This is a genomic window from Streptomyces sp. NPDC021224 (assembly GCF_044332905.1).
GTDB lineage: Bacteria > Actinomycetota > Actinomycetes > Streptomycetales > Streptomycetaceae > Actinacidiphila.
The window spans coordinates 585437-610779 of sequence record NZ_JBIRPW010000003.1 but is presented as its reverse complement, the minus strand read 5'-3'; the positions used below and the strand labels follow the sequence as shown (position 1 = coordinate 610779).

Genomic DNA, 25343 nt, shown 5'->3' with positions numbered 1-25343 from the left:
CCGACCCGGCATGGTTGCACACCCTGTACGCGGCGGACGCCGCTGGATGGCCCGGGACGCGGCACTGTTCGCCGCGGTGGCGCGGCAGCGCTGGCCCGGTGCCGAGTCGGTACTGCCGCGGCTGAGCCGGGCGGCGGACCACGGAATGCTGTGGGGCGCGCTGGCCGCGGGCATGGCGGTCGCGGGCGGGCGGGACGGGCGGCGGGCGGCGCTGCGGGCGACGGGGTCGCTGGCCCTGGCGTCGCTGGTCGCGAACACCGCGGGCAAGGGCGCCTTCCGCCGGGCCCGGCCGCTGCTGGACGCCGTTCCGGTGATACGGCGGTTGCGCAGCCAGCCGGTGACGTCGTCCTTCCCCTCGGGGCACTCGGCGTCGGCGGCGGCCTTCGCGGCGGGGGCGGCGCTGGAGTCGGCGGGGTGGGGCGCGGCGCTCGCGCCGATCGCCGGGAGCGTGGCCTTCTCCCGCGTCTACACCGGGGTCCACTACCCGAGCGATGTGCTGGCGGGCTGTGCGCTGGGGGTGGGTGCGGCGCTGGTGGTGCGGGCCCTGGTGCCGCCGAAGCCGGGTGTGCCGGAGCGGGGGCCGGCCGCGCGGGTGCCGTTCCTGCCGGAGGGGCGTGGGCTCCATGTGGTGGTGAACACCGCTTCGGGCCCTCCGCCGCTGCTGACGGCGCCCGCGGTGCGGATCGCGGCGGCGCTGCCGCAGGCCTGGGTCGGCGAGTGCACCGAGGACGACGATCTGGCGGAGCTGCTGGAGAAGGCGTCGGAGGCCGCGGCGGCGCGGGACGGGGCGCTGGGGGTGTGCGGGGGCGACGGCACGGTGCGGCTGGCGGCGGCGTTCGCGCTGCGGTACGGGGTGCCGCTGGCGGTCTTCCCGGGCGGGACGTTCAACCACTTCGCCGGGGATCTGGGTCTGCGCAGCGTGGAGGAGACGGCCTCGGCGGTGCTGGAGCAGCAGGCCGGGGCGGTGGACGTGGCGGCCACGACGGCACTGGGCGCGGGCGCGTCCGAGGTGGCCGAGCCCTTCCTGAACACGCTCAGCATCGGCTCGTACCCGGATCTGGTGCGGGTGCGGGAGCGCTGGTCGCGGCGGGTGGGGGCGTGGCCGGCGAGTGTGCTGGCGGCGGTCCATGTGCTGCGGACGTGCCGTCCGGTGGATGTGGAGATCAACGGCCGCAAGCGTTCGGTGTGGCTGCTCTTCGTGGGCAACTGCCGGTATTCGAGCCTGGGCCCGGCGCCGGTGCGGCGCCGTGATCTGACCGATGGGCGGCTGGACGTGCGCATCGTGTCCGGCGGGCGGTTCGCCAGGGCGCGGCTGCTGGGCGCGGCGCTGACCGGCGTGCTGGCCAGGACCCCGGTGTACGAGACGGCGCTGGTCCGGCGGCTGCGGGTGCGGGTGCCGGGCGACGGTGTGCATCTGGCGTGCGACGGGGAGGTGGCCGCGGCGCCGCGCGAGATGCTCCTCGACAAGGTGCCGGGTGGTCTCGTGGTCTACCGGGGCCGGGGCTGAGCGCGGCGGGTCCGGGCCCCCGGGGGCCGGACCCGCCGTCGGCCGCCGCGCCGTCGTCAGTTGCCGCCGACGAGTCCGGCGAGGGCGCGGACGCCCTGGCCGGAGATGCTGAGGGAGTCGGCGTTGCCGGTGTCGATGGAGAGGATCAGCTCGTCGGAGGGCCAGGCGCCGCTCAGCGCGGCGAGCTGGACGAGCCGGTAGCGGCGGGTGGTGGGCAGGGCCTCGGCCATCCGGGTCTCGGAGGTGAAGACGGGGACGAGCTGCCGCCCGTCGTCCTGTTCGTAGACGGGCAGCTGGATCTCCCGCGGGAGTTCGGCGCCGCTGGGCTGCTCGTCGGTGCCGGGCACCGGCAGGAGCACGTCGCTCACGGCGAGGGTGCTGAGCGCGACGACGTTCTCGCTGCCGGTCGCGATCTCGTGCAGGGCGCGCTGGGCGGGGGGCAGGGCGCCGTCGGGGCTCATGTCGTCGGTCATCGCTGAGGTGTCCTCTCGCCGCGGGGCGGGTGCGCGGCCGGCGGCCGGACCCGCTGCCGCGTGGTCGGGCTTACGCGTGCGGTTGTCTCGCTGACCCCCGCCGCGTACCCGTCCCCGGCCGGTCCATGCGAAGCCGGGCCGGAAATGGCGCGGGCCCGGCCGGGGAGGGCCGGGCCCGCGCGGGGCTCACTCGTACTCGGTGCCGCCCTTGCGGGTGAGGTAGGCGTCGCCGACGACCTTGGCGACGGCCCGGCCGCCGAGGACGGGGCTGTACTTGTCCTCGGCGGTGCGGACGACGACGCCCTCGCGGATGTGCACCTCGCGGCCGGTGACCGTCTCGCGGCCCTGCGCCAGCTCCAGCACCCGGTCGAGGTCGAAGGGGCCGCGGTAGAGGCGCGGGACGAGCGGCAGGTCGCCGACCGGCAGCTCGGCCGGGTCGAGCCAGCGCAGCGCGCCGCCGGTGTCGGCGCACACGTCGAAGGTCGCGTAGCCGGGCAGTTCGCGGCGCGCGTCGACGCCGTAGCCGAGGTCCTGGACGCCGCCGCCGTAGACCTCGCCGTAGATGCCGATCCTGGCCGCGCCGAGGGTGCGGGCCAGCTCCGCGGCGAGTTCGGGCAGGCCGTAGCCGCGGACGGCGCGCCAGTACAGGTTGCCGGGTGCCTCCTTGAGGGCGAGGTGCTGCGAGCCGAGGCCCTTGGACGTGACGTGGAGGGTGCCGTCGTCCGCGCGGTAGGTCAGGCAGCAGGCGGTGCCGTGCAGCTTCTCGGTGACGGTGACGAGGTCGCCGGGGGCGAAGATGCCGGGGTGGCGTTTGAGGTTCTCGATGTCGATCCAGGGCAGCAGGTCGGGCGCGGACTCGACGTCGCCGCTCATCGACACGGGCACCGGGGGCACCCATTTGGTGATGCCGAGCCGCTCCGCGAAGTCCTGGTCGTCGGCGGCGGCGCGCTCCAGGTCGGTGCCGCCGAGCGCGGCCGGGCGGCAGACGATGCCCTGGGACAGCTCGCCGCGCAGCCGTACGGCCTTGACGCGGTTGGCGGCGCTGCCCGCGAGCCGTCCGGTCAGGCCGAGTTCGCCGATCAGCGGGTCGGGCAGGACGGCCTGCTCGGGGATGTAGACGGCGAAGTCCCCGGTGCGGTAGGCGCCCTTGGCGACGACGGCGCGGTACAGGCCGACCTGCGCCAGCTCCAGGGCGTCGGCGTTCGGGTGCTCGGTGATGGTGAGCCGCTCGGCGGTCACCCGCAGTGTGGACATGGCTGTCCCCTCCCCCGGTGGTGTGGTGGTGGTCGCCCCCGGACGGGCCGGGGGCGCGCAGACCACTGTGGCCGCGCGGGTGACGCACGGGCCAACGGTTTTCGCCGCGGGAGGGGCGGCCGGTGACGGGCCCTCAGTTCTCCTCGGGGCGCATCAGGAAGTCGTAGTGCGCGGGCAGCGGGTGCGCGGCGCGGGCCTCGGCGCGTACCGCGTCGGTGATCTCGCCCTCCCCGGCGACCAGCCGTTCGGCCACCGCGGTCCACAGGTCGCTCAGTTCCTCGGCACCCTCCCGCAGGTCGGCGAGGACGATCCCGGCGTCCAGCAGGGCGCGGGCGGCGGGCGCGTCGCCGTGGGCGAGCGCGGTACGGGCGCGCAGCAGCCGGATCCGGCCGTCGTCGAGCGGGGCGCCCCCGTCGAGGGCGGGGGCGGCGAGCAGCCGTGCGGCCTCGGCGGGGCGGTCCGCGGCCAGCAGCACGGGCACGGCCTCGGCCAGCAGCGCGCGCTGCACGTCACGCACCTGCGGCCCGTACTGCCCGGCGGTGGCGGCGAGTTCGTCCCAGGCGGCGGTGTAGCGGTCGGCGGCCTGCGCGGTGCGGCCCTCGGTGACGTCGGCGACGGCGAGGGCGCGGGCCGCCCACGGCGAGGGGTGGGCGGCGAGCGAGCGCTCCCAGCTGCGGACGGCCTGCGCCTGGTCGCCCGCGGCCCACTGGGCGATGCCGAGGTAGTAGTCGCGGAACCACTCGTTGCCGGGGTAGGTGTCGGCGGATTCCAGCAGCTCGCGCCACTGGGGCGCGACCAGGCACGGGCCGGGCGCGGCCCCGGCCGGCGGGCGCGGGAAGACGCCGGCCAGCAGCAGTTCGAGCCAGGGCTTCTGCTGTTCGCCCAGCGTCGTGGCGTCGAAGGGCGTGCCGGGCAGCCGCAGATGGCCGCGTTCGGCCTCCAGGGCGCCCCAGCCGGATCCGGTGTGCAGGATCTCCTTGGGTTCGGCGTCGGCCTGCCCGAGCCAGTCGGCGTAGGCGGTGTCGACGGCGGCGCGCGGCAGCGCGGCCTCCAGCCGGGCGGCGGCCTCGTCTCGCGCGGCGGCCCAGTCCTCGCCGTGCACCCGCTCGGGGTCGGCGGCCAGCGGGCCGTACGCCTCAAGCCAGGACAGGTCGGTGTCGGCGGGCATCGGGAGGTGCTCGAACTGGGTACGGGCCAGGCCCGCCTGGATCTCCAGGTAGCCGCCGGTGCCGGGTTCGGTCAGCCATTCCTGCCAGCGGCGGCCGCCGCTGCCGCGTCCCCACCAGAAGATCTTGCGGCCGCGCAGCAGGTCGGTGGAGGTCTGGACGAGACCCTGCCCGTCCCCGTCGAGCGCGGCGATCCAGCGGCGGTCGTCGCCGCGGATGTCGAGGAAGTAGTCGGCGGCGTGCTCGGAGCCGCCGGGGTAGCTGACGTCGGGGCCGCCGGGCGCGGGCGCGGGCAGGCCGACCTGCCGCAGCCGGCGCTGGTGTCCGAAGTGCCAGGCGGCCTGCGCGGGGGCCAGGACGCGGGTGCGGTCGGTGTCGGGGACGGCGGTGTTGGACCACCAGTAGGCGGGCACGGTGCGGTCGTGCGGGTTGCGGACCCGGATGCCGACGTAGAGGAAGTCGGAGTCCTCGGGCAGCCAGAAGTCGATCTGGAAGGCCAGGTCGCGCAGCCGCTCCCACTCCCACAGCCGCAGCATCTCGCCGCCGTCCGGGGCGGGCACCTTGGCGGCGTGCAGCGGGGCGCAGGTGTGCGCGGCGTGGCCGGTGGCGCCGAGGTTCCACTCGACCCCGCCGGAGAACCAGGCCCCGGCGAGCGCGAAGTCGGCGGGCTGGAAGACCGGGTTGCGGTAGAGGAGTTCGCGGCCGGTGGGCTTGTGGACGAGCGAGTGGAGGCGGCCGCCGAGGCCGGGCAGCACGGTGGCGCGCAGCCGTGAGTTCTCGACGACGAGCGCGTCGAGGTCGGCGGGCGCGCGGTCGCGGCCGTATCCGTCGAGGACGCGCACCGGCAGTACCGTGCGCAGCGGCGCGTAGCCGATCTGCCGGGCCATGTCGGCGGGCAGCCCCGCGAGGTCGGCCGGGTCGATCCGGTGCAGTTCGCCGTCGGGGTGCAGCGCGGGCAGCGGATTCTCCGGGCCGAGCGGGGCGGCCGGTAGGCGCACCGTCGTGCCGGTCACGGTCGTAGCCAAGGCCACCTCATCCGGTTCTCGCTGGTGGGCCGCACCGCGCGGGTGCGGTGGGCCACCGCGGGGCGGGTGCGTCCCGCGGGTCTGACGATCACCATGGAACAGCCTTGGCGGCGCTGTGAACAGGCCCCCTGTGGCCGGATTTGGCCAAAGCCCCGCAAGCCGCCCGCCGTTGCGGGGCCGGGCCGGTGCCGTCGGGGGTGTCCGGCGGGGGCCGGGGTGTCGTCGTTCGCTGCTACAACGGAGGTTATGCAGACGTCACCGCCGTCACCGCCGCCGTCCGCCGACTCTCCCCGCACCGCACCCGCCGGGCCGCCGCGTCCGCCGGAGGGTTTCGACGGGCGGCTGGAGCTGATCGAGGAGCGGTCCGCGGCGCTGCGGGCGGCGGTGCGCGGGGCGGCGCGGGACGCGGGGATCCCGGGGTGCCCGGACTGGACGGCCGAGGATCTGGTGGCGCACGTGGGGGCGGCGCAGCGGTTCTGGGCCGCGGTCGTCGCGGCGGGTCCCGCGCGGCGGCCGCCCGCCGAGGCGGAGGTGCCGCACCGCACGCCCGCGGGCGATCTGCTGGAGTGGTCGGCGGCCGGTACGGCGGCGCTGGTCGGGGCGCTGCGGGCGGCGGGGTCCGGGGCGCCGTGCTGGACGTGGTGGGCGGAGTCCGGGGCGGGTGGCACGGCGGGGGCGGTGGCGCGGCAGCAGGTGCGGGAGGCGGCCGTGCACGCGCGGGACGCGCAGGCGGCGGCGGGGGCGGCCGAGCCGGTGCCGCCGGGGGTGGCGCTGGACGCGCTGGACGAGCTGCTGTCCGTCACCTTCGGCGCGATGGACGGCTGGCCGGACTCCCCCGCCCGGGTCGCGCTGGTCGCCGACGAGGGCCGCGCCTGGACGCTGATCCTGGACGCGACGGGTGCCTCGGCGGTCCGTGGCCGCGCGGGCGCGGGCCGTCCGGAGGCGGACGCTACGGTGTCGGCGCCGGCGAGCGATCTGCTGCTCGCCCTGCACCGCCGGCTGCCGTGGGACGGCACGCCGACGCTGCGGGTGACCGGGGAGGCGGCCCTGGTGCGGCAACTGGCGGTCTGGTCCCCGCTGGGCTGAGCACGTACCGTCCTGACTGGGGGTGATGTCCATGTCAGGACGGCACCGGCACACGGCCCCGAAGGGCCGGGCGATCCTCTCCTCGTTACCGGCGGTCTGCCTGCTGCTCGTGGCGGCCTGCTCGGCGGGCGGCCACGGCGGCACGCACGACCCGTCGCTCCCGGCGGCCGCACCCGGCCCGCCGGTCGGCAGCATCGCCCACCCGCGGCCCGTGACCTGCGGCGACGGCCACACCACCGGCACCGTCCAGGGCACCGCCGGAACCGCGGACCGCCCCTGGGCGCCCGCCGCGCCACCGGCCGCGCCCACCGCGAAGGACGTCACGGTCGGGACGCTGACGCTGCACGGGCTGCGCGGGCTCGCCGACGGCGACCAGGAGGCGTACGGCGTCCACGACGCGGACGGCTGGCACTACATGATCGGCGTCGTCCTCGGCAGCGGCAGCCCGGTCACCGTCGTGATCGGCGCCGAGCAACGGGCCCGCGCGGGGCTGGAGTTCGGCGGCGACCAGGGCCTCGCGCCGACCCCCGCGGTGACCTTCCAGGGCTGCCCCGGCGCGGCGACCTCCTACCTGGGGGCCTTCTTCGTCGCGGGCGACGGGCGGGCGTGCGTGCCGCTGGACATCCGAGCGGGTGACGGCGCGCCGCAGCGCGTGGTGATCTCCTTCTTCGCGGGCCCGTGCCCGGCTTAGGGCCTGTCGTGTGGATCTCCGCGGCGTCGCGTGCCCCGGCACGCACATCTTCCCCCTGCCTTCGGCGGGAGGTGCCCCCAGCGTTGTCTGTCGGTCGACAACTCCCCCAGAGGCTTCGCCACGGGGGACCCCCACCGCGTTGCCTACCTCCTCCGCCTTGCAGCTGGGGGTACCTCCCAGGCGAAGCTCTGGGGGAGCACCGGACCCCGCTCCTTCCTCCACGGAAATCCACACGACAGGCCCTAGGCTGGCGGCATGACCGAGCCGACGCCCGGCCGGGGCCCCGCGCCCGTGGCCGACCAGGAGCCCGCGCACGACCCGGAGGTCCTCCAGCTCGCCTCCCAGGTCTTCGACCTGGCCCGGCAGGGCGACACCGACCGGCTCGCCGCCTACGTCGACGCCGGGGTCCCGGTGAACCTCACCAACGACCGCGGCGACACGCTGCTCATGCTCGCCGCCTACCACGGCCACGCACCCGCCGTCCGGGCGCTGCTGGAGCGCGGGGCGGAGCCCGACCGGGCCAACGACCGCGGCCAGACCCCGCTGGCGGGCGCGGTCTTCAAGGGCGAGGACGACGTCGTCACCGCGCTCGTCGAGGCGGGCGCCGACCCGGACGCGGGCGCGCCCTCGGCCGTGGACACCGCGCGGATGTTCGGCAAGGACGCGCTGCTGGAGCTGTTCGGCGCCCGCTGAGCGGGGCGCCCGGCCCGTGCGTTCCGTACGCTCCTGTTCCGCGCGCCGCCGTTCCGCGCGCCCCGGTGCCGTCAGGACAGCGCGGTGCGGCGGGCCGCGAGCCGCCGGGCGCCCTCCTCGGTGAGCGAGCCGTGCAGGCGCAGCCGGGCGACGCCGCCGTCCGGGAAGATGTCGAGCCGGGCGTGGGTGGCGGACGTCGGCGGCGTCAGGAAGCGGTGGACGGTGTCGGGTTGCAGCCGCACCCGGTCCAGGAGCGGCGTCCAGGAGCCGTCGCGGCTGCTCCCGCCGTTCTCCGCGCTCCCCGCGTCCGGGGCTTCGTCGCCGTCCGGGGCGTCCTTCACCCACAGTTCCGCCCAGCCCGCGGCGTTGCCCTTCAGACAGCCGGTGTCGATCTCGACGGCGCGGATCTCGCCCTGCCCCGCCAGCCGGTAGCCGATCCAGTCGTGCCCGGTGTCGCGGCGCCGCCGGGTCTCCCAGGCGTCGTCCATCCGCTGCGGGCGGCCGGGCAGCAGGGTGTTCTCGGGCGGCGAGTAGAAGCGGTCGGAGGCGTCCAGCACCGTGCCGCCGTTCTCCAGCGCGACCAGGTCGAACGTCCCGAGCGCCGCGAGCCACGCCGGGTCGGCCACCACATCGCCGAGCACCCGCAGCCGGGCGACGCCCCCGTCCGGGTGCTGGCGCAGCCGGATGTGCGTGAAGCGGCGCTCGTGGTGGACGGCGAAGACGTTCTCGGCGTGGCCGCCCACGGGCGCGTGTCCGATCAGCTCCGTCCAGCGCACCGCCGGGTCGAGCAGGTCCTCCGGCGCGGCCGCCGGATCCGCGGCGACGGCGTCCACCGACACCGCCTGCGGGTGGTTGCCGCGGAAGTGCGCGGTGTCGACGACGACGGCCCGGACGACGCCGGGCACCCCGAGCCGGACCAGCGCCCAGTCGTGGTCGCCGGGCTGCGGGTGCGGGAGGCGGGCGGAGGGGCCGCGCCGCCGGCGGGTCTCCCAGCCGTCCATGACCTTGCCCTTGTGCCCGAAGCGCTCCGGCTCGAAGGCGGCGGGGGCGCGCAGCAGCAGGTTCTCGCGTTCGGCGAAGAACTCGTCGCCCGCGGCCATGACCCCGCCGCCGAGCCTGCGGTCGGCGAGGTCCACGAGTCCCGCGAGTCCGCTGTGGGCGCCGGTGGCCGCGCGGTAGTCGGCGTAGGGGTGGCCGCCCGCGTAGGGGAGGGCGCCGCCGGTGAAGCCGGTCAGCGCGGTGAAGGTGCCTGCGGGGCCGCTGCCCGCCCCCGCACCCGTTCCCGTGTCCGTCTGCGTCATGCTGTTCCGCCCCTTCCGTGGTGTCCGCTCGCCGGTCCGTGCTCCTGTGCGGTGTGCTCGTACGGGCTCGGTGTACGTGTGTGCGCCGGGTACGGCCGGGGTCACGAGGCCACGGCGGTACGTTCCCGGTGCTGCTGCGGGCTGATGCCGCGTACCCGCTTGAAGGCCGCGCTGAGCGCGAAGGGGCTGCCGTAGCCGACCCGGCGGGCCACCGCGGCGATCGTGGCGTCCGGCGCGCGCAGCAGGTCGGCGGCCAGGGCGAGCCGCCAGCCGGTGAGGTAGGCCATGGGCGGCTCGCCGACCAGTTCGGTGAAGCGGCGGCCGAGCGCGGCCCGGGAGACGCCGGTGCGCGCGGCGAGGTCCGCGACCGTCCAGGGGTGCGCGGGGTCGTCGTGCAGCAGCCGCAGCGCGGGCCCCACGACGGGGTCGGCCTGCGCGGCGTACCAGGCGGGGGCGGCGGCCTCGGGACGCGCGAACCAGGCCCGCAGCACCGCGATGAGCAGCAGGTCCAGCAGCCGGTCGAGCACCACCTCCTGGCCCGGCTCGTCGCGTACGACCTCGTCGTTGAGCAGGGCGGGCAGCGGGCTGGACCACGCCCCGGCGGGCAGCACGAGCACGCGCGGCAGCGCGGACAGCAGCCGTCCGCCGATCTCGCCGCCCATCTCGTAGGTGCCGGTGACCAGGACGCCGCAGCCGGGCGGCAGTTCGCCGGGCCGTGCGGGGTCGGCGGGGACGTCGCCCCAGGTGCGCACCCCGAGGTCCATCCGCTCGCACAGCTCGACCCCGTCGACGGTGGTGGACACCTGCCCGGGGTGGATGACGATTCGCGGCTCGGTGCCGGGGCCGTCCGCGATCGTGTACGGCTCGGGGCCGCGGACGACGGCGATGTCCCCGGGACGCAGCGGGCGCGTGGGAACGTCGTCGGCGCGTATCCACGCGTCGCCCCGCACCACGTGCACGAGCGTCAGCGGCGCCCGGTCGGCGATCCGCAGCGACCAGGGCGGGGAGAGGACCGAGCGCAGCAGGAAGGCGCCGTGCGCGCGGGGACCGTCCAGCAGGCTGGCCAGGGCATCCATGCGCACAGCCTAGGCGTGGACGCACGCGTATGCGGATGAGCTTTTCGGCGATGGCCGCGCCGTGAGGCGCGCGGATTGACTGAGGTCATGACGCAGACGCCGCAGATGCCCCCGACCCGGCCCGCCCCGTACGCACCGCGGACGCCCGCCGCACCCGCCCTCTTCGGGCCGCCGCAGTCCCCCGGCCCCGGTCCGAGCACCGGCACCGGCCCCGGCCCGCAGGGCGGCGCACCCGCCGCCGGGCCGTGGGGGGCCGCGCCCGCACCCGCGCCCCGGCCCGTACCGCGGCCCGACCTCCGCCCGACCACCCGAGGAGCAGCCGTGAACGGCACCCTCAGCGGCCTCGTGCTGCTCGCCGCGACCCTCACCACCGGGCTGATGGCCGGCCTCTACTTCGCCTTCTCCGTGGCCGTGATGCCCGGCCTCGGCAGGTCCGGCGACCGGACCCTGGTGGAGGCGATGCAGCGCATCAACGTCGCCATCCTCAACGGCTGGTTCACCCTCGCCTTCGGCGGCGCGCTGGTGCTCGGCATCGTCGCGGCGGTGCTGCACCGCGGCGGCCCGGGGCGCCCGGCGCTGCCGTGGATCGTCGCCGGTGTGGTGCTCTACGCGCTGTCGCTGCTGATCACCATGGGGTGCAGCGTGCCGCTCAACAACAAGCTCGCGGACGCGGGCGCGCCCGGACACATCCACGACATGGCGGCGGTCCGGGCGCGCTTCGAATCCGCCTGGATCCACTGGAACATCGCGCGCACCCTGGTCAGCACCGCCGCGCTGGGCTGCCTGGCCTGGGCGATGCGGGTGGCGGCCGGTGCGGGCCGGGCGTGACCCCCGGCGGGCCGGGCCCGGGACGAACAGGGCGGCGCCACGACCCCGTTGGGGGGCGATGCCCGCGGGGGCCCGACACGGCCCCGACAATGGTCGGCATGACGATTCCTGATGCGCCATCACCTCGCACGGAAGACCCCGTCACCGCCGCGCAGGCGCTGCTGCCGCTGGACGGCGGCGACATCCACGTCTGCCAGGACGGCCCCCGCGACGCCCCCGCCCTGCTGCTGGTCCACGGGTCGGGGGCGTCCTCCCTGTCGTGGCAGGCGATGGTGCCGCCGCTGGCCGCCACCCACCGCGTCGTCCGGATCGACCTGCTGGGCCACGGGCGGTCCGCGCAGCCGGCGGACGGCGGGTACGGCATCCCGGAGCAGGCGGACCGGGCGGCGCGGGTGCTGGAGCTGCTGGAGGCCGCACCGGCCGTCGTCGTGGGCCACTCCAGCGGCGGCTACACCGCGGTCGCCCTCGCCGAACGGCACCCGCAGCTGGTGCGCGGGCTGGCTCTCGTCAACACCGGCCCGCGGATCGACGCCCTCACCGCGCAGGACGCGGGCGCCGTCAGCGCGGAGGTGCGGTGGCCGCCGACCGACGAGCAGATCCGCGCCTTCTCCGGCGGCAGCTTCCCCGAAGGCAGCGACGCGCCGCGGATACTGGCCGAGGAACTGCGCCAGATGAGCTTCCGCTCCTTCCTGACGACCATGCGCGCCTCCTACGGCTACCTGGCCGAGCAGCCGGTGCCGGAGCGGCTGGCGGCGCTCGGCACACCCGCCCAGGCCGTCTACGGGGAGCTGGACGGCCGCTGGGTGCCCGCGGCGTACGGCGACTACCGCGCGGTGCCCGGCATCCGCGTCGATCCGCTGCCGGGCGTCGGGCACACCTCGATCCTGGAGGCCCCGGAGCGCGTCGCCGCACTGGTGCTGGCCTTCGCGGCAGGGCTCGGGGACCGCTGAGCGGGGCGGCCGCGTCTGACAGGTCCGCTCCCCTGCCGGGCGGCGCGGGGCTCCGCTAGAGTCGGCCGTGGCCGCGACTGGCGAGGGTGGGCCAACCACCGGGGAGCGGCCGTCCGTTCGCGTGAGCGTCGACCGCCTGGGCGCCTTCCGCCGACGCAGCCCGGCCGTCTCCCGCGCACCGTGAGCCCGTACGCTTCGGGTCCGGCCGCGGGGCACCCCGCCGGGCTCCGAGCGAGGAGGCCTGGACATGCGGTTGCGCTACGGGACGAACCCCCAGCAGACGGCGGCGAGCGCCGTGCCCGTGCGGGCGGGGGCATGGCCGCTGAGAGTGCTGAACGGCGAGCCGTCGTACATCAACCTGCTGGACGCGCTGAGCGGCTGGCAGCTGGTCAGGGAGGCCGCGGGCGCGCTGGGCCAGCCGGCCGCGGCCTCCTTCAAGCATGTCTCGCCGGCCGGGGCGGCACTCGCCGGACCGCTGGAGGCAGGCGCCGCCGCGCTCTACCGCACCGACCCGGGCGCGGGCGCGCTGACCAGCGCCTACGTCCGGGCGCGGGACGCCGATCCGAAGTCCTCCTACGGCGACCTCGCCGCGGTGTCGCATCCGGTCGACGCCGAACTGGCCGATCTGCTGGGCCATGTGGTGAGCGACGGCATCATCGCGCCGGGCTTCGAACCGGGCACGGTGGCCGCGCTGCGCCGCAAGAAGAAGGGCCGCTTCCTGGTGATCGAGGCGGACCCGGATTTCGTCGCGCCGCCGCAGGAGGAGCGCGAGCTGCACGGGCTGCGGCTGACGCAGGCACGGGACGACGTGCCGCTGCACGCCGGGCTGCTGGACGACGTGGTGTGCGGCGGGCCGCTGTCCACGTCCGCCGCTGCGGACCTGCTGCTGGGGCTGGCCGTGGTGCGCCACACCCAGTCCAACTCGGTCTGCTACGTGCGGGACGGGGTCACGCTGGGCATCGGGGCGGGGCAGCAGTCCCGGGTGGACTGCACGCGGCTGGCGGGCGCGAAGGCGGACCTGTGGTGGCTGCGCCGCCACCCGGCGGTGCCCGCGCTGCATTTCCTGCCCTCGGTACGCCGCCAGGAGCGCGTCAACTGGCAGGTGCGCTTCGCCGAGGGCGACATGACCGCGGACGAGCGCACCCGTTTCGGCCGGGCGCTGGCCGTGCCGGCGGACGACCTGGGCGCGGGTGAGCGGCGGGCCTGGGCGGCGGGCCTGACGTCGGTCGCCTTCGCCTCGGACGGCGCGCTGCCCTTCCGGGACAACGTCGACCACGCCGCCCGGCACGGGGTGCGCTGGATCGCCGAGCCCGGCGGCTCGATCCGCTCGGGCGACGTCGCCGACGCCTGCCGGGAGCACGGCATCACCCTCGTCCACACCCGCCTGCGGCTCTTCCGGCACTGACGCCCGCCCCGGGGAGCGGCCGGGAGGGGCGCCACCCGCGTCATCCGCCGAAGGCGCCGTGCCGCCCCTCCCCCGCGGTGAAGCGGGCCACACCCCGCGCCGCCTGCGCCAGTGAGACCCACCCGTGCGCCAGCTCGACGGCCAGCGCCTCGTCCTGCGGCAGGCCCTCCTGCTCCAGCAGGGCCAGCCGGTCCTGGCGCAGGCACACCTGCGGGAAGGCGGCGATCTCGGCGGCCAGCCGCTCGGCCGCCGCGCGCGCGGTGCCGTCGGGCACGACGCGGTCGGCCAGGCCGATGGCCAGCGCCTCCGCCGATTCCACCGGGCGGCCGGTGAGCACCAGGTCCATGGCCCGGCCCGCGCCGACGATCCGGGGCAGCCGTACCGTGCCGCCGTCGATCAGCGGGACGCCCCAGCGGCGGCAGAAGACGCCGAGGACGGCCGACTCCTCGACGACCCGCAGGTCGCACCACAGCGCCAGCTCCAGCCCGCCCGCGACCGCGTGGCCCGCGACGGCCGCGATCACCGGCTTGCCGAGCCGCATCCGGGTCGGGCCCATCGGCCCGTCGGCGTCGGGGCCCCGCGCACCGGACGGGTCGGTGACGCGGTTGCCGCGTTCGGTGCCGATCGCCGTCAGGTCGGCGCCGGAGCAGAACGTGCCGCCCTCGCCCCAGAGCACGGCGACGCAGGCCTCCTCGTCGGCGTCGAACGCCCGGAAGGCGTCGGCCAGCGCGCGTGCGGTGGGGCCGTCGACCGCGTTGCGCACCGCACGGCGCGACAGCACGACCGTGGTCACCGGCCCGTTCCGCTCGGTGCGGACGGCGGGCTGCTCCTGCTCCTGCTCCTGGTCCTGCCCCTCGGCCTGTCCGGGCACGGCGGCTCCTTCCGTCTGCGTTCGTCGGGTCAGCGGTGCTCCTGGACGAGCACCGCCGAGGTGCCCGGCTCCAGGGCCCGGAAGACATGGGCGAGGTCCCCCGGGTAGGCGATGTAGTCGCCCGGCCCGATCTCCACCGGCTCCTCCGCGACCCCGACGAGCGCCCGCCCGGTGCTGAGCACCACGTGCTCCACGACCCCCGGCATGTGCGGGTCGGACTCCCGCGCGCTGCCGGGCTGGGCGGTCACCAGGTAGATGTCGCGCCGGATGCCGGGCGGTGAGGAGGCGAGCAGCACGGCGACGTACTCGGCCCGCTCGGCGGCGAAGGCCGGCCCCTCACCGGCCCTGATGACCTGCACCTGGGGCCGTGGCGGATCCACGAGCTGGGCGAAGGGCACGTCGAGGGTGACACTGAGCGCCCACAGCGTCTCCACGCTGGGGTTGCCCGTGCCCGACTCCAGCTGGGACAGCGTGGACTTGGCGATGCCCGCCCGCCGGGCGACCTCGGCGAGCGACAGCCCGGCCCGCCGCCGTTCCCGCTGCAGCCCGGCCCCGATCACGTCCAGCGGCGGCCCTCCGCGCGGGGCCCCGTCCTGCGGCACGTCCGCTCCCTTCGTTCGCTCTATCGGTCGATGCGTTCTCCTTGACGAACGCTTCGTCAGATGTTCAGTATAGACGGCGATGCGTTCGATACAGCGAACAAGACGGCTGCCCTTTCCCCGCCCCCTCCTTCCTCACGCCCCGGGCCTGGCCCGGGACATCGCCCTGGTCTGCGCCGCCGACGCCGTGGTCGGCGTGTCCTTCGGCGCCCTCTCCGTCGGCCTCGGGCTGCCGCCCTGGCTCCCGGTGCTGCTGTCCGTGGTCGTCTTCGCAGGCGCGGCGCAATTCCTCTTCGTCGGTCTGGTGGCGGCGGGCGGCAACCCGGTCGCCGCGGTGGCCGCCGGGCTCCTGGTCAACGCCCGCCACCTCCCCTTCGGCTTCGCCGTGGGCGACGCCCTCGGCTCGGGCTGGCCGCGCCGCATCGCCGGGAGCCATCTGATGGTCGACGAGACCGTGGCCTTCACACTGGCCCAGCGCGAGCCGCCGCACCGGCGCACGGCCTACTGGCTGTGCGGCACCGGCCTGTTCGCGAGCTGGAACGCCGGTGTGCTGCTGGGCGTCTACGGCGGCCACGCCCTGCACGACACCGACGCCCTCGGCCTGGACGCGGCCTTCCCCGCCGTACTGGTCGCCCTGCTGCTCCCCTCGCTGCGCACGGCCGGGACCCGCCGCGCCGCGCTCGCCGGCGCGCTGGTCGCGCTCGCGACGGCACCCTTCCTGCCCGCGGGGCTGCCCGTGCTCCTCGCCCTCGTGGGTGTCGCCGCCGAGGGGCACCGACGCCCCGCCGCCCCGGAGGACGCCCGGTGAGCGGCGGCGCCCAGTTGCTCGCGGCCACCGCCGTGCTCGGCGCGGGCACCTTCGCCTTCCGCTTCGCCGGTCCGGCGCTGCGCTCCCGCGTCACCCTGCCGCCCGCGCTCGAACGTCTGCTGGCGACCGCCGTGGTCGTACTGCTCGCCGCCCTCGTCGCCACCTCGGCGCTCACCGACGGGCACGCCCTGGCGGGTCCGGCCCGGCCCGCGGGTGTCGCCGTCGGGGCGCTGTGCGCCTGGCGCAGAGCCCCCTTCCTCGTCGTCGTCCTCGCCGCCGCGGCGGCCACCGCCTTGCTGCGCCTCCTCTCCGTGCCCTGACCGGGCCTCAGCTCACCGCACCGCCTCCGCCTCCGGCACCAGGAGTTGGCCGAACTCGGAGGCGACAGCAGGAATGCAGGTCGTGTTACGTGTCATGTCTCCGTCGCTTCACGCCTCTCCGTCACCGTCCTGACGGAGAGCCATCCCCCACAGGAGGACACGTGACCGGTCCGCTCACCCGCCGCCTTCCGCTCCGCCGCGCCGCCGCGCGGACGGGACGCGCCGCCCTGCTCGGCGCCCTCGCGGCCTGCCTCGCCTTCACCGCCACCGGCCCGGCCGCCTCGGCCGACACCGACGCACTGCCGCTGTCCGGCGCCACCACGTCCGGCCTGCACAACAGCTACGATCCCGCCTCCTTCACTTATCTCGCCCAGGCGCTCGACACCGGCACGTCGATGATCGAGCTCGACGTCTGGGACGACTTCGTCACCCAGGAGTGGAAGGTCAGCCACTCCAACCCGCTGGGCAACAGCAACAACTGCGTCAACGCCGGCAATGCCTCCCAGCTCTACTCGGGCGGCGCCAACAAGGACCTGGAGAGCTGCCTCGACGACATCCGGGTGTGGCTGGGCGCCCACCCCGGCCACGGCCCGCTGTACGTCAAGCTGGAGATGAAGGCCGGCTTCCAGTCGACCTTCGGGATGAGCCCCGCCAAGCTCGACCAGTCGATCAGCGCCCACCTCGGCAGCCTGGTCTTCAAGCCCGCCGACCTGCTCGCCAAGCCGGGCGGCGGCCAGTACGCCACCCTCGACGAGGCCGCGACCGCCGGCAACTGGCCCACCCGCGCCCAGCTCGCGGGCAAGGTGGTGCTGGAGGTCATCCCCGGCACGGTCGAGGAGTCCAACCCGACCGACTCGCTGTGGACGGACAGCGAGTACGCCGGCTACCTGCGCGACCTGCACACCCAGGGCAAGACCGCGCAGGCCAACGTCTTCCCCTCGGTCCACAACGCCCAGTCCGGCGATCCCCGCACCCGCTACGCCGACACCTCCCTGCGTCCGTGGTTCGTGGCCTTCGACGGCGACGCGGCCACCTATCTCAGCGGCAGCATCGACACCTCCTGGTACGACACCCATCACTACCTGCTCTTCATGACCGACGCGCAGAACGTGGCACCCGCGCTGGACGACGTGAACCCGGCGCCCGCCGACGCGCAGGCCAGGGTCGCCCAGCTGGCCAAGGCCCACGCCACGGTCGCCTCCAACGACTGGCGCGGCCTCACCCAGGTCCAGTCGACGGTGCTGCCGCGCGGCTGAGCCCGGCCGACGCACCGCCCCGCCCAGGGGTCAGTCGTCCTCCAGCCCGCTCCGGCAGCCGGTCGGGCTGAGGTGCACAGCGGCCAGCCTCCACCGTGCGCCGTCCGTGACGATCATCTGCGTGACGCGGAAATGGCCGTCCGCGTCACGCCCGTCGTAGATGCTCTGCTGGCCCTGCACCCCCACCGCGACCGCGGCCGGGCCGTGCCTGCGCACCGTCACGTCCTCCCAGGTGAAGGAGTCGTGTATGAGGGCGCCCGAGGCGTAGCGGTCTATCCACTGCTTCTTGTCGAGCACGAAGCCCTGCGGGCCGACCGCCGTGAAGTCGTCGGTCAGCAGCGCGTCCAGCGCGGCGGTGTCCCCGCGCCGTTCCGCCTCGGCCCACTGCCGCGCGAAGCCGGCCAGCTCCCGGTCGTCGTCCATGCCGTTGCCTCCCTTGCACCCGGGGACGTCGGGCGATCCGTCCTGCCCTCAAGACTCCCCGCCCGGCGCGGGTGTGACATCGGCCCACGGCATGGTTTCCCGCTACTCCCCCGGTCAGCGTCGTCACCGGAACGGCGTACTCCCCCAGGAGTAACCGAACGCCGCTCCTGCGACCGGAAGCTGACGCCCCGTCGGCCCGCTGTGCCCGTGACCTGCGGATCCGCCGCCCGCGGGCGGCGGGCGCCTCAGGACGACAGCGAGCCGTGGTCGCCCATCACGATGACCGGATGATCCGCCGGGAGCAGGGTGTGCAGCAGGTCGACCATGTGGTCGGCGGAGATGCTGACGCAGCCGTGCGTGGGCCCGCCGTGGTCGACGTGCACCCAGATGCCGCCGCCGCGGCTCGCGCCGAGCGGCTGGCTGCCGTCGAGCGGGGAGTTGCCGGGCACCCGGTTGTAGTCGATCGCGATGACGTAGTCGAAGGCCTCGTCGAGGGCCTCCCCGTCGAACCCGACACCGCCCGCGCGGAAGCGGCTGTCGTGGTGGTACGGCAGCTTCGTGCCCGGGTCGGGCTCGAAGCCTCCCGCGTCGCTGAGGGTGAACACGCCGATGGGGCTGTGCAGGTCGTTGGAGTGGTGGGTGGCGGTCCAGCCGTGCAGCGCGTTGTGCGCGGGCCAGGCGGCGCCGGGCAGCCAGCGGCCGTTGGCGGTCTTCGTCCACAGCGTCACGACGGTGTCGGAGGAGTCCTTGGCCGCACCGGAGGCGACGAGCACCTGGCGGCTGGCGACCGGGATCTCGGCGCGGGTCCTGGGCCCGAGTCCGCTGATGGCGGGCAGTGAGCCCGGGGGCGACACCGCCGGGGTCGCGGCACCGGGCGGCGGCCCTTCCGCCCGTGCGGGCACCCCGGCGTGCGGGGCGGCCGCGCCGCGGTCCTTCGCCGTGGTGGCGGGGTGCCGGGTGGCGGCCAGGTAGCCCGCGCCGACAGCGGCGAGCACGGCCACGCCGACGGCGGCCGCGGCCCCCGCGCGCCATGCGCGGCGGCGCGGCCTGCGGTGCCTGTTGCGGCCTTGGTCCCCGCGGTTTCCGCCCGCGCCGTCCGGTTCGCCGGGGGCCTGAGCTGCGGGCCCGGGGCCTTGCCGTCGGTCGGCGTACGCGTCGGAGGGAGTGGCAGTCATCGGTACGATCCTCGCAAACACCCGGCTCCCACCCGTCACCCAGCCCCCACGGACGCCCGTTTTACCCAGCACGTCCACATTCGCACCCGGGGCGGGTGAAGAGCGGCAGCGTCACGCCTCGTCGAGCAACTGTGCCGTCAGTTCACGCGGACGGCTGAGGGCGAGCAGGTGCCCGCCCGGCAGGGTCTCGACCTCGATCCCGAGCCGGTCGCGCACCACCTCGCGCTGGAACTCCAGGGGGAAGAACCGGTCGTCGCGGCCCTGCAGGAACCGCGTCGGCACGTCCGGCCAGCCGGAACGCGGCCAGGGCTGGACGAAGAGCGCGGGCGGCGGTCCGGACGGCGGCGCCGCGAGCGCCTCCTCGGTCACCTCCGGCGGGACGTCGTGGAAGAAGTCGGTCCGCGGGTCGAACTCGGCGTCCGGGTCGCGCCCGGACGCCCTCGCGTACGCGGCCCTGGCCGCGGGCTGCCCGGTGTTGCCCCACCACGCCCCCGCGGTCTCACCCGGCCGGGGCACCATCGCGTTGACCAGGACGATGCGGTCGACCGGAATCCGCCGGTCCACCACCAGCGGCGCCGAGAATCCGCCGAGGGACTGGGCGACCAGCACGACCGGCGCCGCGGGCTCCGGCGCCGCGTCCCGCACGGCCGCGGCGATGGCGTCCGCGAAGGCGTCGAGGTCGGCCGCCTCGTCGTCGGGCAGGTCGGCGGCGACCACGGTGTGGCCCCGGTCGCGCAGTTGCCGCGCCACCAGGTGCCAGTACCAGGCCTTGCCGTCCGCGCCGGGAACGAGCACATATGTCGCCATGCCGCCACCGTACCGCCATCGGGACACCTGACCTGACGTCAGACGGCCCGGCCGGTCATCCCGCGCGGCGTCCGCGGCGCTCCGCGTGCTCGCGCAGCGCGCGGTCGACGACGGCCGCGAGTTCGGCGTGGTGGGCGCCGCGCCAGTAGACCCGGCCGCAGGAGGGGCATTCGGCGAAGACGTCGTAGGTCTTGCGGGTGCCGTCGGCGAGGCGGTCGCGCACGGAGTCCTTGTCGGCGTCCCGCAGCTCGCCGTTGCAGGCGACGCAGCGCGTCCAGGGGGCCAGGGCCGGCTCGAAACGCTCCAGCACGTCCTGCAACTGCTCCTCGGGCCGGTCGCTGTAGACGTAACCGCCCGCCCACAGCTCGCTGCGGCGCAGCAGGCCGCGGTCCCGGGAGAGCATCACCCGGCGGTCGCGCGCCGACAGCGCGGCGAGGGCCGGGTCGCCGATGTCCTCGCTCTCGTAGGCCGCGTCCACGCCCAGCAGCCGCAGCCGGCGCGCCAGTGTGCCCAGGTGGACGTCGAGCAGGAACCGCAGCGGCGCACCGGGCACCTGCTGCGGGCGGGCGACCGCGCGCACGTCGATCACCTCGCCCGCGGCCGGCACATGGCGCGCGGGCACGTCGTGCCCGTCGACGGACAGCCCACCCACCTCGGTCAGCGGGATGCCGAGCGACTCGACGACGTGCCCGAGCGAGGACGTGCCGTCCGTGGTCAGCGGCAGGGCCGCGGCGCGGCGGTCGGACGGCAGGAAGAGGCGCAGGCCCGCGGGGATTCTGACGGTCACTTGTGGTCGGTTCACGGCGCCAGGATGCCACCGGCGCGCCGGACGGCCCCGGGAATTTCCGGGCCCACGCGAGCGCGGTGCCGCGGTGCGCGGGCGCCGCCGTCAGCGGTCGGCGATATCGCCGAGCAGCGGTTTGATGTCGACGACCGGGGTGCCGTCCAGCGCTTCGAGACCGGTCACCCGCAGCCGCGGCCCGTCCGGGCCCGGCTCGATCTCCGTGACGCGGACACGGTGCAGTCCGACGGGATTGGGGCGGTCCGGGGAGCGGGTGGTGAAGACGCCCTGCGGGGGCCGGGACAGATCGCCGCGCGGGTGCACCACGAGCCGGTCGCGGTCGGCGAGGTGCAGCCAGGTCAGCACGAGGACCTCGGTGCCGGGCCGCAGGCCGCGCAGCCCGTCCGCCACGTCCGGCCGCAGCACCAGCCACGCGTCGGGCGCGCCCTCGTCGCCCTGCCGCGGCGCGTCCTCCCGCGCGGTCAGCGGGGACTCGACCCGGCCGACCGGTTCGACGGCGTACGGTGCGTCGTTCATGCCGCCGAGCGTATGCCGTCGCGCCCCGCCGTGTGACGTGACGTCAGCGCGGGCCGCGCCGGGCGGCCCGCAGCCGGTCGGCGTCGGCCACGGCTCGGGCGAAGGCATCGGGGGCCCCGGGGGCCCCGGGGGCCTCCTGCGGGGGCGTTGTGCCTGACCCCGGCGGGGCGCCCGGACCGGCCGCCGGGTCCGGGAGGACGGACGCGGGACCGGGTCCGCCCGGGGCGGCGGCGTTCGCGGTGCCCGCCGGTACGGCCGCGGCGCCCAGGCCGAGGCCGACCGTCCTGGCGAAGGTCCGTCCGTCGGTCACCGCCCGCGTCCGCCGCTCGCGACCGCCGTCCCGCTGCCGCGCGGGCTCCGGGCCCGGTGCGGCGCGGACCGCGGCCGCCGGAGCGCACGCGCGCCGGGCACAGGGCCGGTACGGCGGCGGTCGGCGTGACGGGCGCACCAGGCCAGGGCGCACCCGGACGGTGCCGGGCGCCAGGCGCCAGATGTCGGGCGCCAGATGTCGGGCGTCAGGTGTCGGGCGTCAGGTGTCGGGCGTCAGGTGTCGGGCGTCAGGTGTCGGGCGTCAGGTGTCGGGCGTCAGACGGTGTACGTGACCGTGACCGGGGCGTGGTCGGACCAGCGTTCGGCGTACGTCGCCGCGCGCTCCACGACGGCGGTGGCGGCCGCCGCGGCGAGCTTCGGAGTGGCGAGGTGGTAGTCGATACGCCAGCCGGTGTCCCGGTCGAAGGCCTGGCCGCGGTAGGACCACCAGCTGTACGGGCCCTCCACATCGGGGTGCAGTTGCCGGACGACGTCCGTCCAGCCGCCCTCGGCGCCGAGCAGCTCGGCGACCCAGGCGCGTTCCTCGGGGAGGAAGCCGGAGTTCTTCCGGTTGCCGCGCCAGTTGCGCAGGTCGGCCTCGGCCGGGGCGATGTTCCAGTCGCCGACGACCAGCGCGTGCCCGCCGGACGCGGCGGCGCGGTCGCGCAGCGAGTCGAGGTAGCCGCGGAATTCGGCCATGAAGCGGTATTTCGCGTCCTGCCGCTCGGTCTCCGCCTCCCCGGTGGGCAGGTAGAGGCTGCCGACGGTGAGGCCGGGGCCGGAGCCGCCGACCGTGCCGTCGCCCGGCAGGTCGACCTCCAGGTAGCGGCCGGAGGCGTCGTACTCGGCCGAGCCGAAGCCGACGCGTACGGCGGTCGGGGCCACCCGTGAGAAGACCGAGACGCCCGCCCGGCCCTTGGTCGCGGCGGGCGCGTGGTAGGCGTGCCAGCCCTCGGGGTCGCGCAGCTCCACGGGGAGCTGGTCCGGCTCCGCGCGGACTTCCTGGAGGCACACGACATCGGCCGCCGTCCGCTCCAGCCAGGGCAGGAAGCCCTTGCGCGCGGCGGCCCGCAGCCCGTTGACGTTCACGGTGGTCACGATGGTCACCGCAGGGACGATACCCGCAGCCGTCACCCGCCGGAAAGCGCAGGTCGTACACCTGTGCGACGAATTGTCGGACCCACCCTCTACGATGGCGGACGTGGAGATCAGGAAGACGCGATACGACGAGCCGGCCGCCGTCCGGCTCAACGAGCTGGTGCAGCAGGAGTACGCCGAGCGCTACGGCGAGGGGGATCTGACGCCGATGGCGGCCGACCACTTCGACCCCCCGCACGGGCTCTACCTGGTGGCGTACGACACCGGCGGCGAGCCGGTGGCCAGCGGCGGCTGGCGCGCGCAGGACGCCTCGCCGGAGGGGCACGAGGACGGCGACGCGGAGATCAAGCGGATGTTCGTGGTGAAGGAGGCGCGCGGGCGGGGGCTGGCCCGGGCGATCCTCGCCGAGCTGGAGGCGAGCGCCGCGGCGGCCGGGCGGACGCGGATGGTGCTGGAGACGGGCTCGCTCCAGCCCGAGGCGATATCCCTGTACACGTCGTGCGGGTACGTGCCGGTGAAGAAGTTCGGCTACTACCGCCACGAGGAGCTGAGCATCTGCATGGGCAAGGCCCTCGGCGTCCCGCAGGCCGCCCGCGCGGCGCGGACGGCCTGACGGCCTGACGCGGGCGGGCGCGGGCCCGGCGGTCAGCGGCGGCGCCGCGAGCCACGCAGGAAACGGCCGCACAGCCAGCCGATGACGTACGGGATGAGCAGCGCCAGCCACAGCGGCATGGTGACCTCGGGGATCAGCAGCCGGATCCGCACGTCCCGGGTGTTCTCGAAGATGAAGACCAGCGCGAGGACGCCGAGCACCAGCACGACGATCCTGCCGGGCGTCAGCCGGTCGCGCAGGCCGCCGCGGGACGCCTGGTCGGACTTGTCGGGTGCCATACGCCCACCTGCCCTCAGCCGGGTCCGCTGCGGTTCGCCCGCACTCCCTGCGGCCCATCGTCCCGGGCGGGCCCGGCCCGCGCCGCCGCTACGGCCACGCAGTGCTCCGAACGGGTGAGGGGCGGACCGGGCCGGCGGGGCACGGGCGGTGGTGCCGCGGCCGTCAGGCGGACAGTTCCTCGTAGACGGCGAGCACGCTGCGCGCCTGCTGCTCGACCTGGTCGGCCACCGGCACCCACCGCGGGCGGTACGCCCGCTCGTACGCCTCGCACCAGGTGTCCACCAGCCGGGCGACCTGCGGGACGTCCGCGACCCGGCGGAGCATCGCCGCGGCCCGCAGCGGGATGCGCTGGGCGAAGACCTCGATGCTGGTCACCCGCGCGGTCGTCATGTCCGGCAGCGGGGCCGCGCCCGGCACCCGCACCGCCGGGTCCCAGTCCGCGGTGAGCGCGGGCCCGAGCCCGACCAGCTCGCGGACGGTGCGCAGCAGCGGGCAGTCCGCGTCCTCGGGGCCCAGCCGCGGGAGCACGGCGTCCAGCACCCGCGCCACGGCCGGCAGGTCGCGGCGCAGCGCGGCCCCCGCCCTGCGCAGGGCCCGGTCCGCGTCGGGGTGCGGGGTGGTGTCCGCGCTGCGGTCGCACGCCCACATCGGCACCTCGACGATCGCCGTCACCCCGCGGTAGCGCTGCGCGTGCACCCACGTGGAGTGCGCGCCGTCGCCGATCGCGGGATCCCCGCACGGCGGCATCACGTAGACGCCCGGACCCGGGCTCGGCCACTGGAAGGCGTCCGACGAACCGCTCTCCAGCGGGATGTCCAGCTCCGCCGCGGACTTGCCGATCCGCTCCGGCACCCCCGGCACATCGCTGGTGAGCTGCACGAAGCTGCCGCCGACGTCGATCCCGTGCAACGAGCACTGGAGCACCGGGCGCAGCGCGTCCAGGACGTCGACGAGCGCGCGGGTCTCCGGCAGCGCGGGAGCCGCGCCCGCACCGCTCGCCGGCAGCCACTCCGGCTGCTCGGCCGTGCAGGGCCGGAAGAAGTGCTCGTAGTGGCCGCGCAGCGTGTACGGGCCGGAGAGCCAGGGTTCGTTGAGGGCGGCGCCGTCCGGGTCGATGCACAGCAGGAAGTGCCAGCTGCTGCCGTCGTCGTCGCCGTCGGCGCGCCGCTGGGCGATCGTGCGGGCGAGCCGGAGGGCGGTCGCGCCGCCCACTGCCGCCTCGTTGGCGTGCGGGCCCGCCACCACCAGGACGTTGCGGTCGCCGTGGCCGACGGAGAGCATCAGCAGCGGGCGGCCCGCGCGCGAGGTGCCCACCCTGCCCAGCCGGCACACCTCCGGATAGCTCAGCGCGATCGTGCGCGCACCCGCAGTGATCTCCCCGGTGGTCGGATAGCGCATCCCCGTCATCCCCGTCACCGCAATCCCCCCATGGGCCCGGGGCGCGAAGGCGCGTGTCCCGGAACCGGCTCACGACATCGAGTGCGATCCCGTTAGTACGACACGGCGGTGCGGAGGTGTCAACGGTGCTACGCCGCTTCCCGCGGGGGGTGGGGCGGGGTGGGGTGGGGTGCCGCCCCCGCAGTCCCCGCTGCCACAGGGGCCCCGCGCGCCGCGCGGTGGGTGCGGTGGGCTTGCCGCCGGGCCGGGGCGGATACGACGTTGCGCGTGCGCGCGGGCCTGGGCCGGGCGGGGGGTGGCCGGGCCCGGCCGCGCGGGTGCGGTTACAGCATCTGGGCGATGTGCGATGCCCTTGCCGGGCGGGCAGGTAGGGGTGGGGTGCTGCCCCTTGCGGTGGGCGATACGCGGTCGGGCCGGTGGGGGTTGCTCGCGCAGTTCCCCGCGCCCCGGACCGCGCCGCCGCGCCCGCACAGGTGCGTACCTCACCTCAGGCCCGTGGGGGCTGCTCGCGCAGTTCCCCGCGCCCCTGACCGCGCCGCCGTACCCGCACAGGTGCGTACCTCACCTCAGGCCCGTGGGGGCTGCTCGCGCAGTTCCCCGCGCCCCTGACCGCG

General features: G+C 76.0%; 27 protein-coding genes and 1 riboswitch. Of the genes, 11 read left to right on the top strand and 16 right to left on the bottom strand.

The window, feature by feature from the left end; translation table 11 throughout:
- The first annotated feature begins 10 nt into the window (after window positions 1–10).
- Window positions 11–1507 carry a bifunctional phosphatase PAP2/diacylglycerol kinase family protein gene (locus tag ACH4PY_RS11135; RefSeq protein WP_398178945.1) on the top strand — a complete coding sequence of 499 codons (1497 nt, stop codon included), beginning with the start codon at window positions 11–13 and terminating at the stop codon, window positions 1505–1507.
- A gap of 56 nt (window positions 1508–1563) precedes the next feature.
- On the opposite strand, the gene ACH4PY_RS11130 is transcribed toward ACH4PY_RS11135, so the two are convergent.
- The 3 genes from ACH4PY_RS11130 to ACH4PY_RS11120 all read right to left on the bottom strand — a co-directional run bounded on the left by ACH4PY_RS11130 (window position 1564) and on the right by ACH4PY_RS11120 (window position 5425).
- On the bottom strand, window positions 1564–1980 hold the full coding sequence (locus tag ACH4PY_RS11130) for an SseB family protein (RefSeq protein ID WP_398178942.1): 417 nt from the start codon (window positions 1978–1980) through the stop codon (window positions 1564–1566).
- 186 nt (window positions 1981–2166) lie between these two features.
- Window positions 2167–3234 (bottom strand): RNA ligase (ATP), encoded by a 1068-nt coding sequence (locus tag ACH4PY_RS11125; protein WP_398178939.1) that lies wholly within the window; start codon window positions 3232–3234, stop codon window positions 2167–2169.
- A gap of 133 nt (window positions 3235–3367) precedes the next feature.
- Entirely contained in the window at window positions 3368–5425 is a 2058-nt protein-coding gene (locus ACH4PY_RS11120) for a DUF5107 domain-containing protein (protein WP_398178936.1), read from the bottom strand.
- A gap of 246 nt (window positions 5426–5671) precedes the next feature.
- Here ACH4PY_RS11120 and ACH4PY_RS11115 point away from each other — a divergent pair, with 246 nt between their 5' ends.
- From ACH4PY_RS11115 to ACH4PY_RS11105, 3 genes are all read left to right on the top strand, one after another.
- The gene (locus tag ACH4PY_RS11115; protein WP_398178933.1) at window positions 5672–6511 is read left to right on the top strand and encodes a maleylpyruvate isomerase N-terminal domain-containing protein; all 840 of its coding nucleotides are present in this window, start codon (window positions 5672–5674) and stop codon (window positions 6509–6511) included.
- Between the two features lie 31 nt (window positions 6512–6542).
- Window positions 6543–7202, top strand: coding sequence for a hypothetical protein (locus ACH4PY_RS11110; RefSeq protein WP_398178930.1), 660 nt, complete (start codon window positions 6543–6545; stop codon window positions 7200–7202).
- Between the two features lie 255 nt (window positions 7203–7457).
- The gene (locus tag ACH4PY_RS11105) at window positions 7458–7895 is read left to right on the top strand and encodes an ankyrin repeat domain-containing protein (protein ID WP_398178927.1); all 438 of its coding nucleotides are present in this window, start codon (window positions 7458–7460) and stop codon (window positions 7893–7895) included.
- A 71-nt stretch (window positions 7896–7966) separates the two neighbouring features.
- Here ACH4PY_RS11105 and alc read toward each other — a convergent pair whose 3' ends face one another.
- Both alc and ACH4PY_RS11095 read right to left on the bottom strand, forming a co-directional pair.
- A complete protein-coding gene (alc, locus tag ACH4PY_RS11100) occupies window positions 7967–9196 on the bottom strand; it encodes an allantoicase (RefSeq protein ID WP_398178924.1) in 1230 nt (409 codons plus the stop codon).
- 101 nt (window positions 9197–9297) lie between these two features.
- The gene (locus ACH4PY_RS11095) at window positions 9298–10272 is read right to left on the bottom strand and encodes an AraC family transcriptional regulator (RefSeq protein ID WP_398178920.1); all 975 of its coding nucleotides are present in this window, start codon (window positions 10270–10272) and stop codon (window positions 9298–9300) included.
- A gap of 87 nt (window positions 10273–10359) precedes the next feature.
- Between ACH4PY_RS11095 and ACH4PY_RS11090 the strand changes: the two genes are divergently transcribed.
- The 3 genes from ACH4PY_RS11090 to ACH4PY_RS11080 all read left to right on the top strand — a co-directional run bounded on the left by ACH4PY_RS11090 (window position 10360) and on the right by ACH4PY_RS11080 (window position 13455).
- Window positions 10360–11100, top strand: coding sequence for a DUF1772 domain-containing protein (locus ACH4PY_RS11090; RefSeq protein WP_398178917.1), 741 nt, complete (start codon window positions 10360–10362; stop codon window positions 11098–11100).
- A 98-nt stretch (window positions 11101–11198) separates the two neighbouring features.
- The gene (locus ACH4PY_RS11085; protein WP_398178915.1) at window positions 11199–12050 is read left to right on the top strand and encodes an alpha/beta fold hydrolase; all 852 of its coding nucleotides are present in this window, start codon (window positions 11199–11201) and stop codon (window positions 12048–12050) included.
- 63 nt (window positions 12051–12113) lie between these two features.
- Window positions 12114–12199, top strand: a riboswitch (ZMP/ZTP riboswitch).
- A 98-nt stretch (window positions 12200–12297) separates the two neighbouring features.
- Window positions 12298–13455 carry a phosphoribosylaminoimidazolecarboxamide formyltransferase gene (locus ACH4PY_RS11080; RefSeq protein WP_398178913.1) on the top strand — a complete coding sequence of 386 codons (1158 nt, stop codon included), beginning with the start codon at window positions 12298–12300 and terminating at the stop codon, window positions 13453–13455.
- Between the two features lie 40 nt (window positions 13456–13495).
- Here the strand turns inward: ACH4PY_RS11080 and ACH4PY_RS11075 are convergent, their stop codons facing one another.
- Both ACH4PY_RS11075 and ACH4PY_RS11070 read right to left on the bottom strand, forming a co-directional pair.
- Entirely contained in the window at window positions 13496–14326 is an 831-nt protein-coding gene (locus ACH4PY_RS11075; RefSeq protein WP_398178911.1) for a crotonase/enoyl-CoA hydratase family protein, read from the bottom strand.
- 29 nt (window positions 14327–14355) lie between these two features.
- Window positions 14356–14928: a helix-turn-helix domain-containing protein gene (locus ACH4PY_RS11070; RefSeq protein ID WP_398178909.1), complete on the bottom strand. Its 573-nt coding sequence runs from the start codon at window positions 14926–14928 to the stop codon at window positions 14356–14358.
- Window positions 14929–15007: 79 nt separating this feature from the next.
- Between ACH4PY_RS11070 and ACH4PY_RS11065 the strand changes: the two genes are divergently transcribed.
- The 3 genes from ACH4PY_RS11065 to ACH4PY_RS11055 all read left to right on the top strand — a co-directional run bounded on the left by ACH4PY_RS11065 (window position 15008) and on the right by ACH4PY_RS11055 (window position 17309).
- A complete protein-coding gene (locus ACH4PY_RS11065) occupies window positions 15008–15733 on the top strand; it encodes an AzlC family ABC transporter permease (protein WP_398178907.1) in 726 nt (241 codons plus the stop codon).
- Window positions 15730–16053, top strand: coding sequence for an AzlD domain-containing protein (locus ACH4PY_RS11060; protein WP_398178904.1), 324 nt, complete (start codon window positions 15730–15732; stop codon window positions 16051–16053). Before ACH4PY_RS11065 ends, ACH4PY_RS11060 begins: the two co-directional genes overlap by 4 nt.
- A 161-nt stretch (window positions 16054–16214) precedes the next feature.
- Complete coding sequence (locus tag ACH4PY_RS11055; protein ID WP_398178901.1) at window positions 16215–17309, top strand: phosphatidylinositol-specific phospholipase C domain-containing protein; 1095 nt, start codon at window positions 16215–16217, stop codon at window positions 17307–17309.
- 30 nt (window positions 17310–17339) lie between these two features.
- Here ACH4PY_RS11055 and ACH4PY_RS11050 read toward each other — a convergent pair whose 3' ends face one another.
- The 7 genes from ACH4PY_RS11050 to ACH4PY_RS11020 form a co-directional block, all read right to left on the bottom strand.
- Window positions 17340–17732 carry a nuclear transport factor 2 family protein gene (locus ACH4PY_RS11050; RefSeq protein WP_398178898.1) on the bottom strand — a complete coding sequence of 131 codons (393 nt, stop codon included), beginning with the start codon at window positions 17730–17732 and terminating at the stop codon, window positions 17340–17342.
- Window positions 17733–17977: 245 nt separating this feature from the next.
- Window positions 17978–18907, bottom strand: coding sequence for a L,D-transpeptidase family protein (locus tag ACH4PY_RS11045; RefSeq protein WP_398178895.1), 930 nt, complete (start codon window positions 18905–18907; stop codon window positions 17978–17980).
- 111 nt (window positions 18908–19018) lie between these two features.
- Complete coding sequence (locus ACH4PY_RS11040; protein ID WP_398178892.1) at window positions 19019–19714, bottom strand: alpha/beta fold hydrolase; 696 nt, start codon at window positions 19712–19714, stop codon at window positions 19019–19021.
- A 55-nt stretch (window positions 19715–19769) separates the two neighbouring features.
- A complete protein-coding gene (locus ACH4PY_RS11035) occupies window positions 19770–20516 on the bottom strand; it encodes a Mut7-C RNAse domain-containing protein (protein ID WP_398178889.1) in 747 nt (248 codons plus the stop codon).
- An 87-nt stretch (window positions 20517–20603) separates the two neighbouring features.
- Window positions 20604–21032 carry a tRNA (N6-threonylcarbamoyladenosine(37)-N6)-methyltransferase TrmO gene (tsaA, locus tag ACH4PY_RS11030; protein ID WP_398178886.1) on the bottom strand — a complete coding sequence of 143 codons (429 nt, stop codon included), beginning with the start codon at window positions 21030–21032 and terminating at the stop codon, window positions 20604–20606.
- Between the two features lie 43 nt (window positions 21033–21075).
- A complete protein-coding gene (locus ACH4PY_RS11025; protein ID WP_398178883.1) occupies window positions 21076–21342 on the bottom strand; it encodes a hypothetical protein in 267 nt (88 codons plus the stop codon).
- Between the two features lie 275 nt (window positions 21343–21617).
- Entirely contained in the window at window positions 21618–22448 is an 831-nt protein-coding gene (locus ACH4PY_RS11020) for an exodeoxyribonuclease III (protein ID WP_398178880.1), read from the bottom strand.
- 85 nt (window positions 22449–22533) lie between these two features.
- Between ACH4PY_RS11020 and ACH4PY_RS11015 the strand changes: the two genes are divergently transcribed.
- The gene (locus ACH4PY_RS11015; RefSeq protein ID WP_398178877.1) at window positions 22534–23052 is read left to right on the top strand and encodes a GNAT family N-acetyltransferase; all 519 of its coding nucleotides are present in this window, start codon (window positions 22534–22536) and stop codon (window positions 23050–23052) included.
- Between the two features lie 32 nt (window positions 23053–23084).
- On the opposite strand, the gene ACH4PY_RS11010 is transcribed toward ACH4PY_RS11015, so the two are convergent.
- Together ACH4PY_RS11010 and ACH4PY_RS11005 are read right to left on the bottom strand one after the other, a co-directional pair.
- Window positions 23085–23330, bottom strand: a complete 246-nt coding sequence (locus tag ACH4PY_RS11010) for a DUF1049 domain-containing protein (protein WP_398178874.1) — start codon at window positions 23328–23330, stop codon at window positions 23085–23087.
- Between the two features lie 163 nt (window positions 23331–23493).
- Complete coding sequence (locus ACH4PY_RS11005) at window positions 23494–24729, bottom strand: M14 family zinc carboxypeptidase (RefSeq protein WP_398178871.1); 1236 nt, start codon at window positions 24727–24729, stop codon at window positions 23494–23496.
- Window positions 24730–25343 lie beyond the last annotated feature (614 nt).

Excerpts from the sequence above, each read along its gene's own strand:
- ACH4PY_RS11135 (WP_398178945.1), top strand. The coding sequence starts at position 11 with ATGGTTGCACACCCTGTACGCGGCGGACGCCGCTGGATGGCCCGGGAC.
- ACH4PY_RS11130 (WP_398178942.1), bottom strand. The coding sequence starts at position 1,980 with ATGACCGACGACATGAGCCCCGACGGCGCCCTGCCCCCCGCCCAGCGC.
- ACH4PY_RS11125 (WP_398178939.1), bottom strand. The coding sequence starts at position 3,234 with ATGTCCACACTGCGGGTGACCGCCGAGCGGCTCACCATCACCGAGCAC.
- ACH4PY_RS11115 (WP_398178933.1), top strand. The coding sequence starts at position 5,672 with ATGCAGACGTCACCGCCGTCACCGCCGCCGTCCGCCGACTCTCCCCGC.
- ACH4PY_RS11110 (WP_398178930.1), top strand. The coding sequence starts at position 6,543 with ATGTCAGGACGGCACCGGCACACGGCCCCGAAGGGCCGGGCGATCCTC.
- ACH4PY_RS11105 (WP_398178927.1), top strand. The coding sequence starts at position 7,458 with ATGACCGAGCCGACGCCCGGCCGGGGCCCCGCGCCCGTGGCCGACCAG.
- alc (WP_398178924.1), bottom strand. The coding sequence starts at position 9,196 with ATGACGCAGACGGACACGGGAACGGGTGCGGGGGCGGGCAGCGGCCCC.
- ACH4PY_RS11095 (WP_398178920.1), bottom strand. The coding sequence starts at position 10,272 with ATGGATGCCCTGGCCAGCCTGCTGGACGGTCCCCGCGCGCACGGCGCC.
- ACH4PY_RS11090 (WP_398178917.1), top strand. The coding sequence starts at position 10,360 with ATGACGCAGACGCCGCAGATGCCCCCGACCCGGCCCGCCCCGTACGCA.
- ACH4PY_RS11085 (WP_398178915.1), top strand. The coding sequence starts at position 11,199 with ATGACGATTCCTGATGCGCCATCACCTCGCACGGAAGACCCCGTCACC.
- ACH4PY_RS11080 (WP_398178913.1), top strand. The coding sequence starts at position 12,298 with ATGCGGTTGCGCTACGGGACGAACCCCCAGCAGACGGCGGCGAGCGCC.
- ACH4PY_RS11065 (WP_398178907.1), top strand. The coding sequence starts at position 15,008 with ATGCGTTCGATACAGCGAACAAGACGGCTGCCCTTTCCCCGCCCCCTC.
- ACH4PY_RS11050 (WP_398178898.1), bottom strand. The coding sequence starts at position 17,732 with ATGGACGACGACCGGGAGCTGGCCGGCTTCGCGCGGCAGTGGGCCGAG.
- ACH4PY_RS11045 (WP_398178895.1), bottom strand. The coding sequence starts at position 18,907 with ATGACTGCCACTCCCTCCGACGCGTACGCCGACCGACGGCAAGGCCCC.
- ACH4PY_RS11040 (WP_398178892.1), bottom strand. The coding sequence starts at position 19,714 with ATGGCGACATATGTGCTCGTTCCCGGCGCGGACGGCAAGGCCTGGTAC.
- tsaA (WP_398178886.1), bottom strand. The coding sequence starts at position 21,032 with ATGAACGACGCACCGTACGCCGTCGAACCGGTCGGCCGGGTCGAGTCC.
- ACH4PY_RS11015 (WP_398178877.1), top strand. The coding sequence starts at position 22,534 with ATGGCGGACGTGGAGATCAGGAAGACGCGATACGACGAGCCGGCCGCC.
- ACH4PY_RS11010 (WP_398178874.1), bottom strand. The coding sequence starts at position 23,330 with ATGGCACCCGACAAGTCCGACCAGGCGTCCCGCGGCGGCCTGCGCGAC.
- ACH4PY_RS11005 (WP_398178871.1), bottom strand. The coding sequence starts at position 24,729 with ATGCGCTATCCGACCACCGGGGAGATCACTGCGGGTGCGCGCACGATC.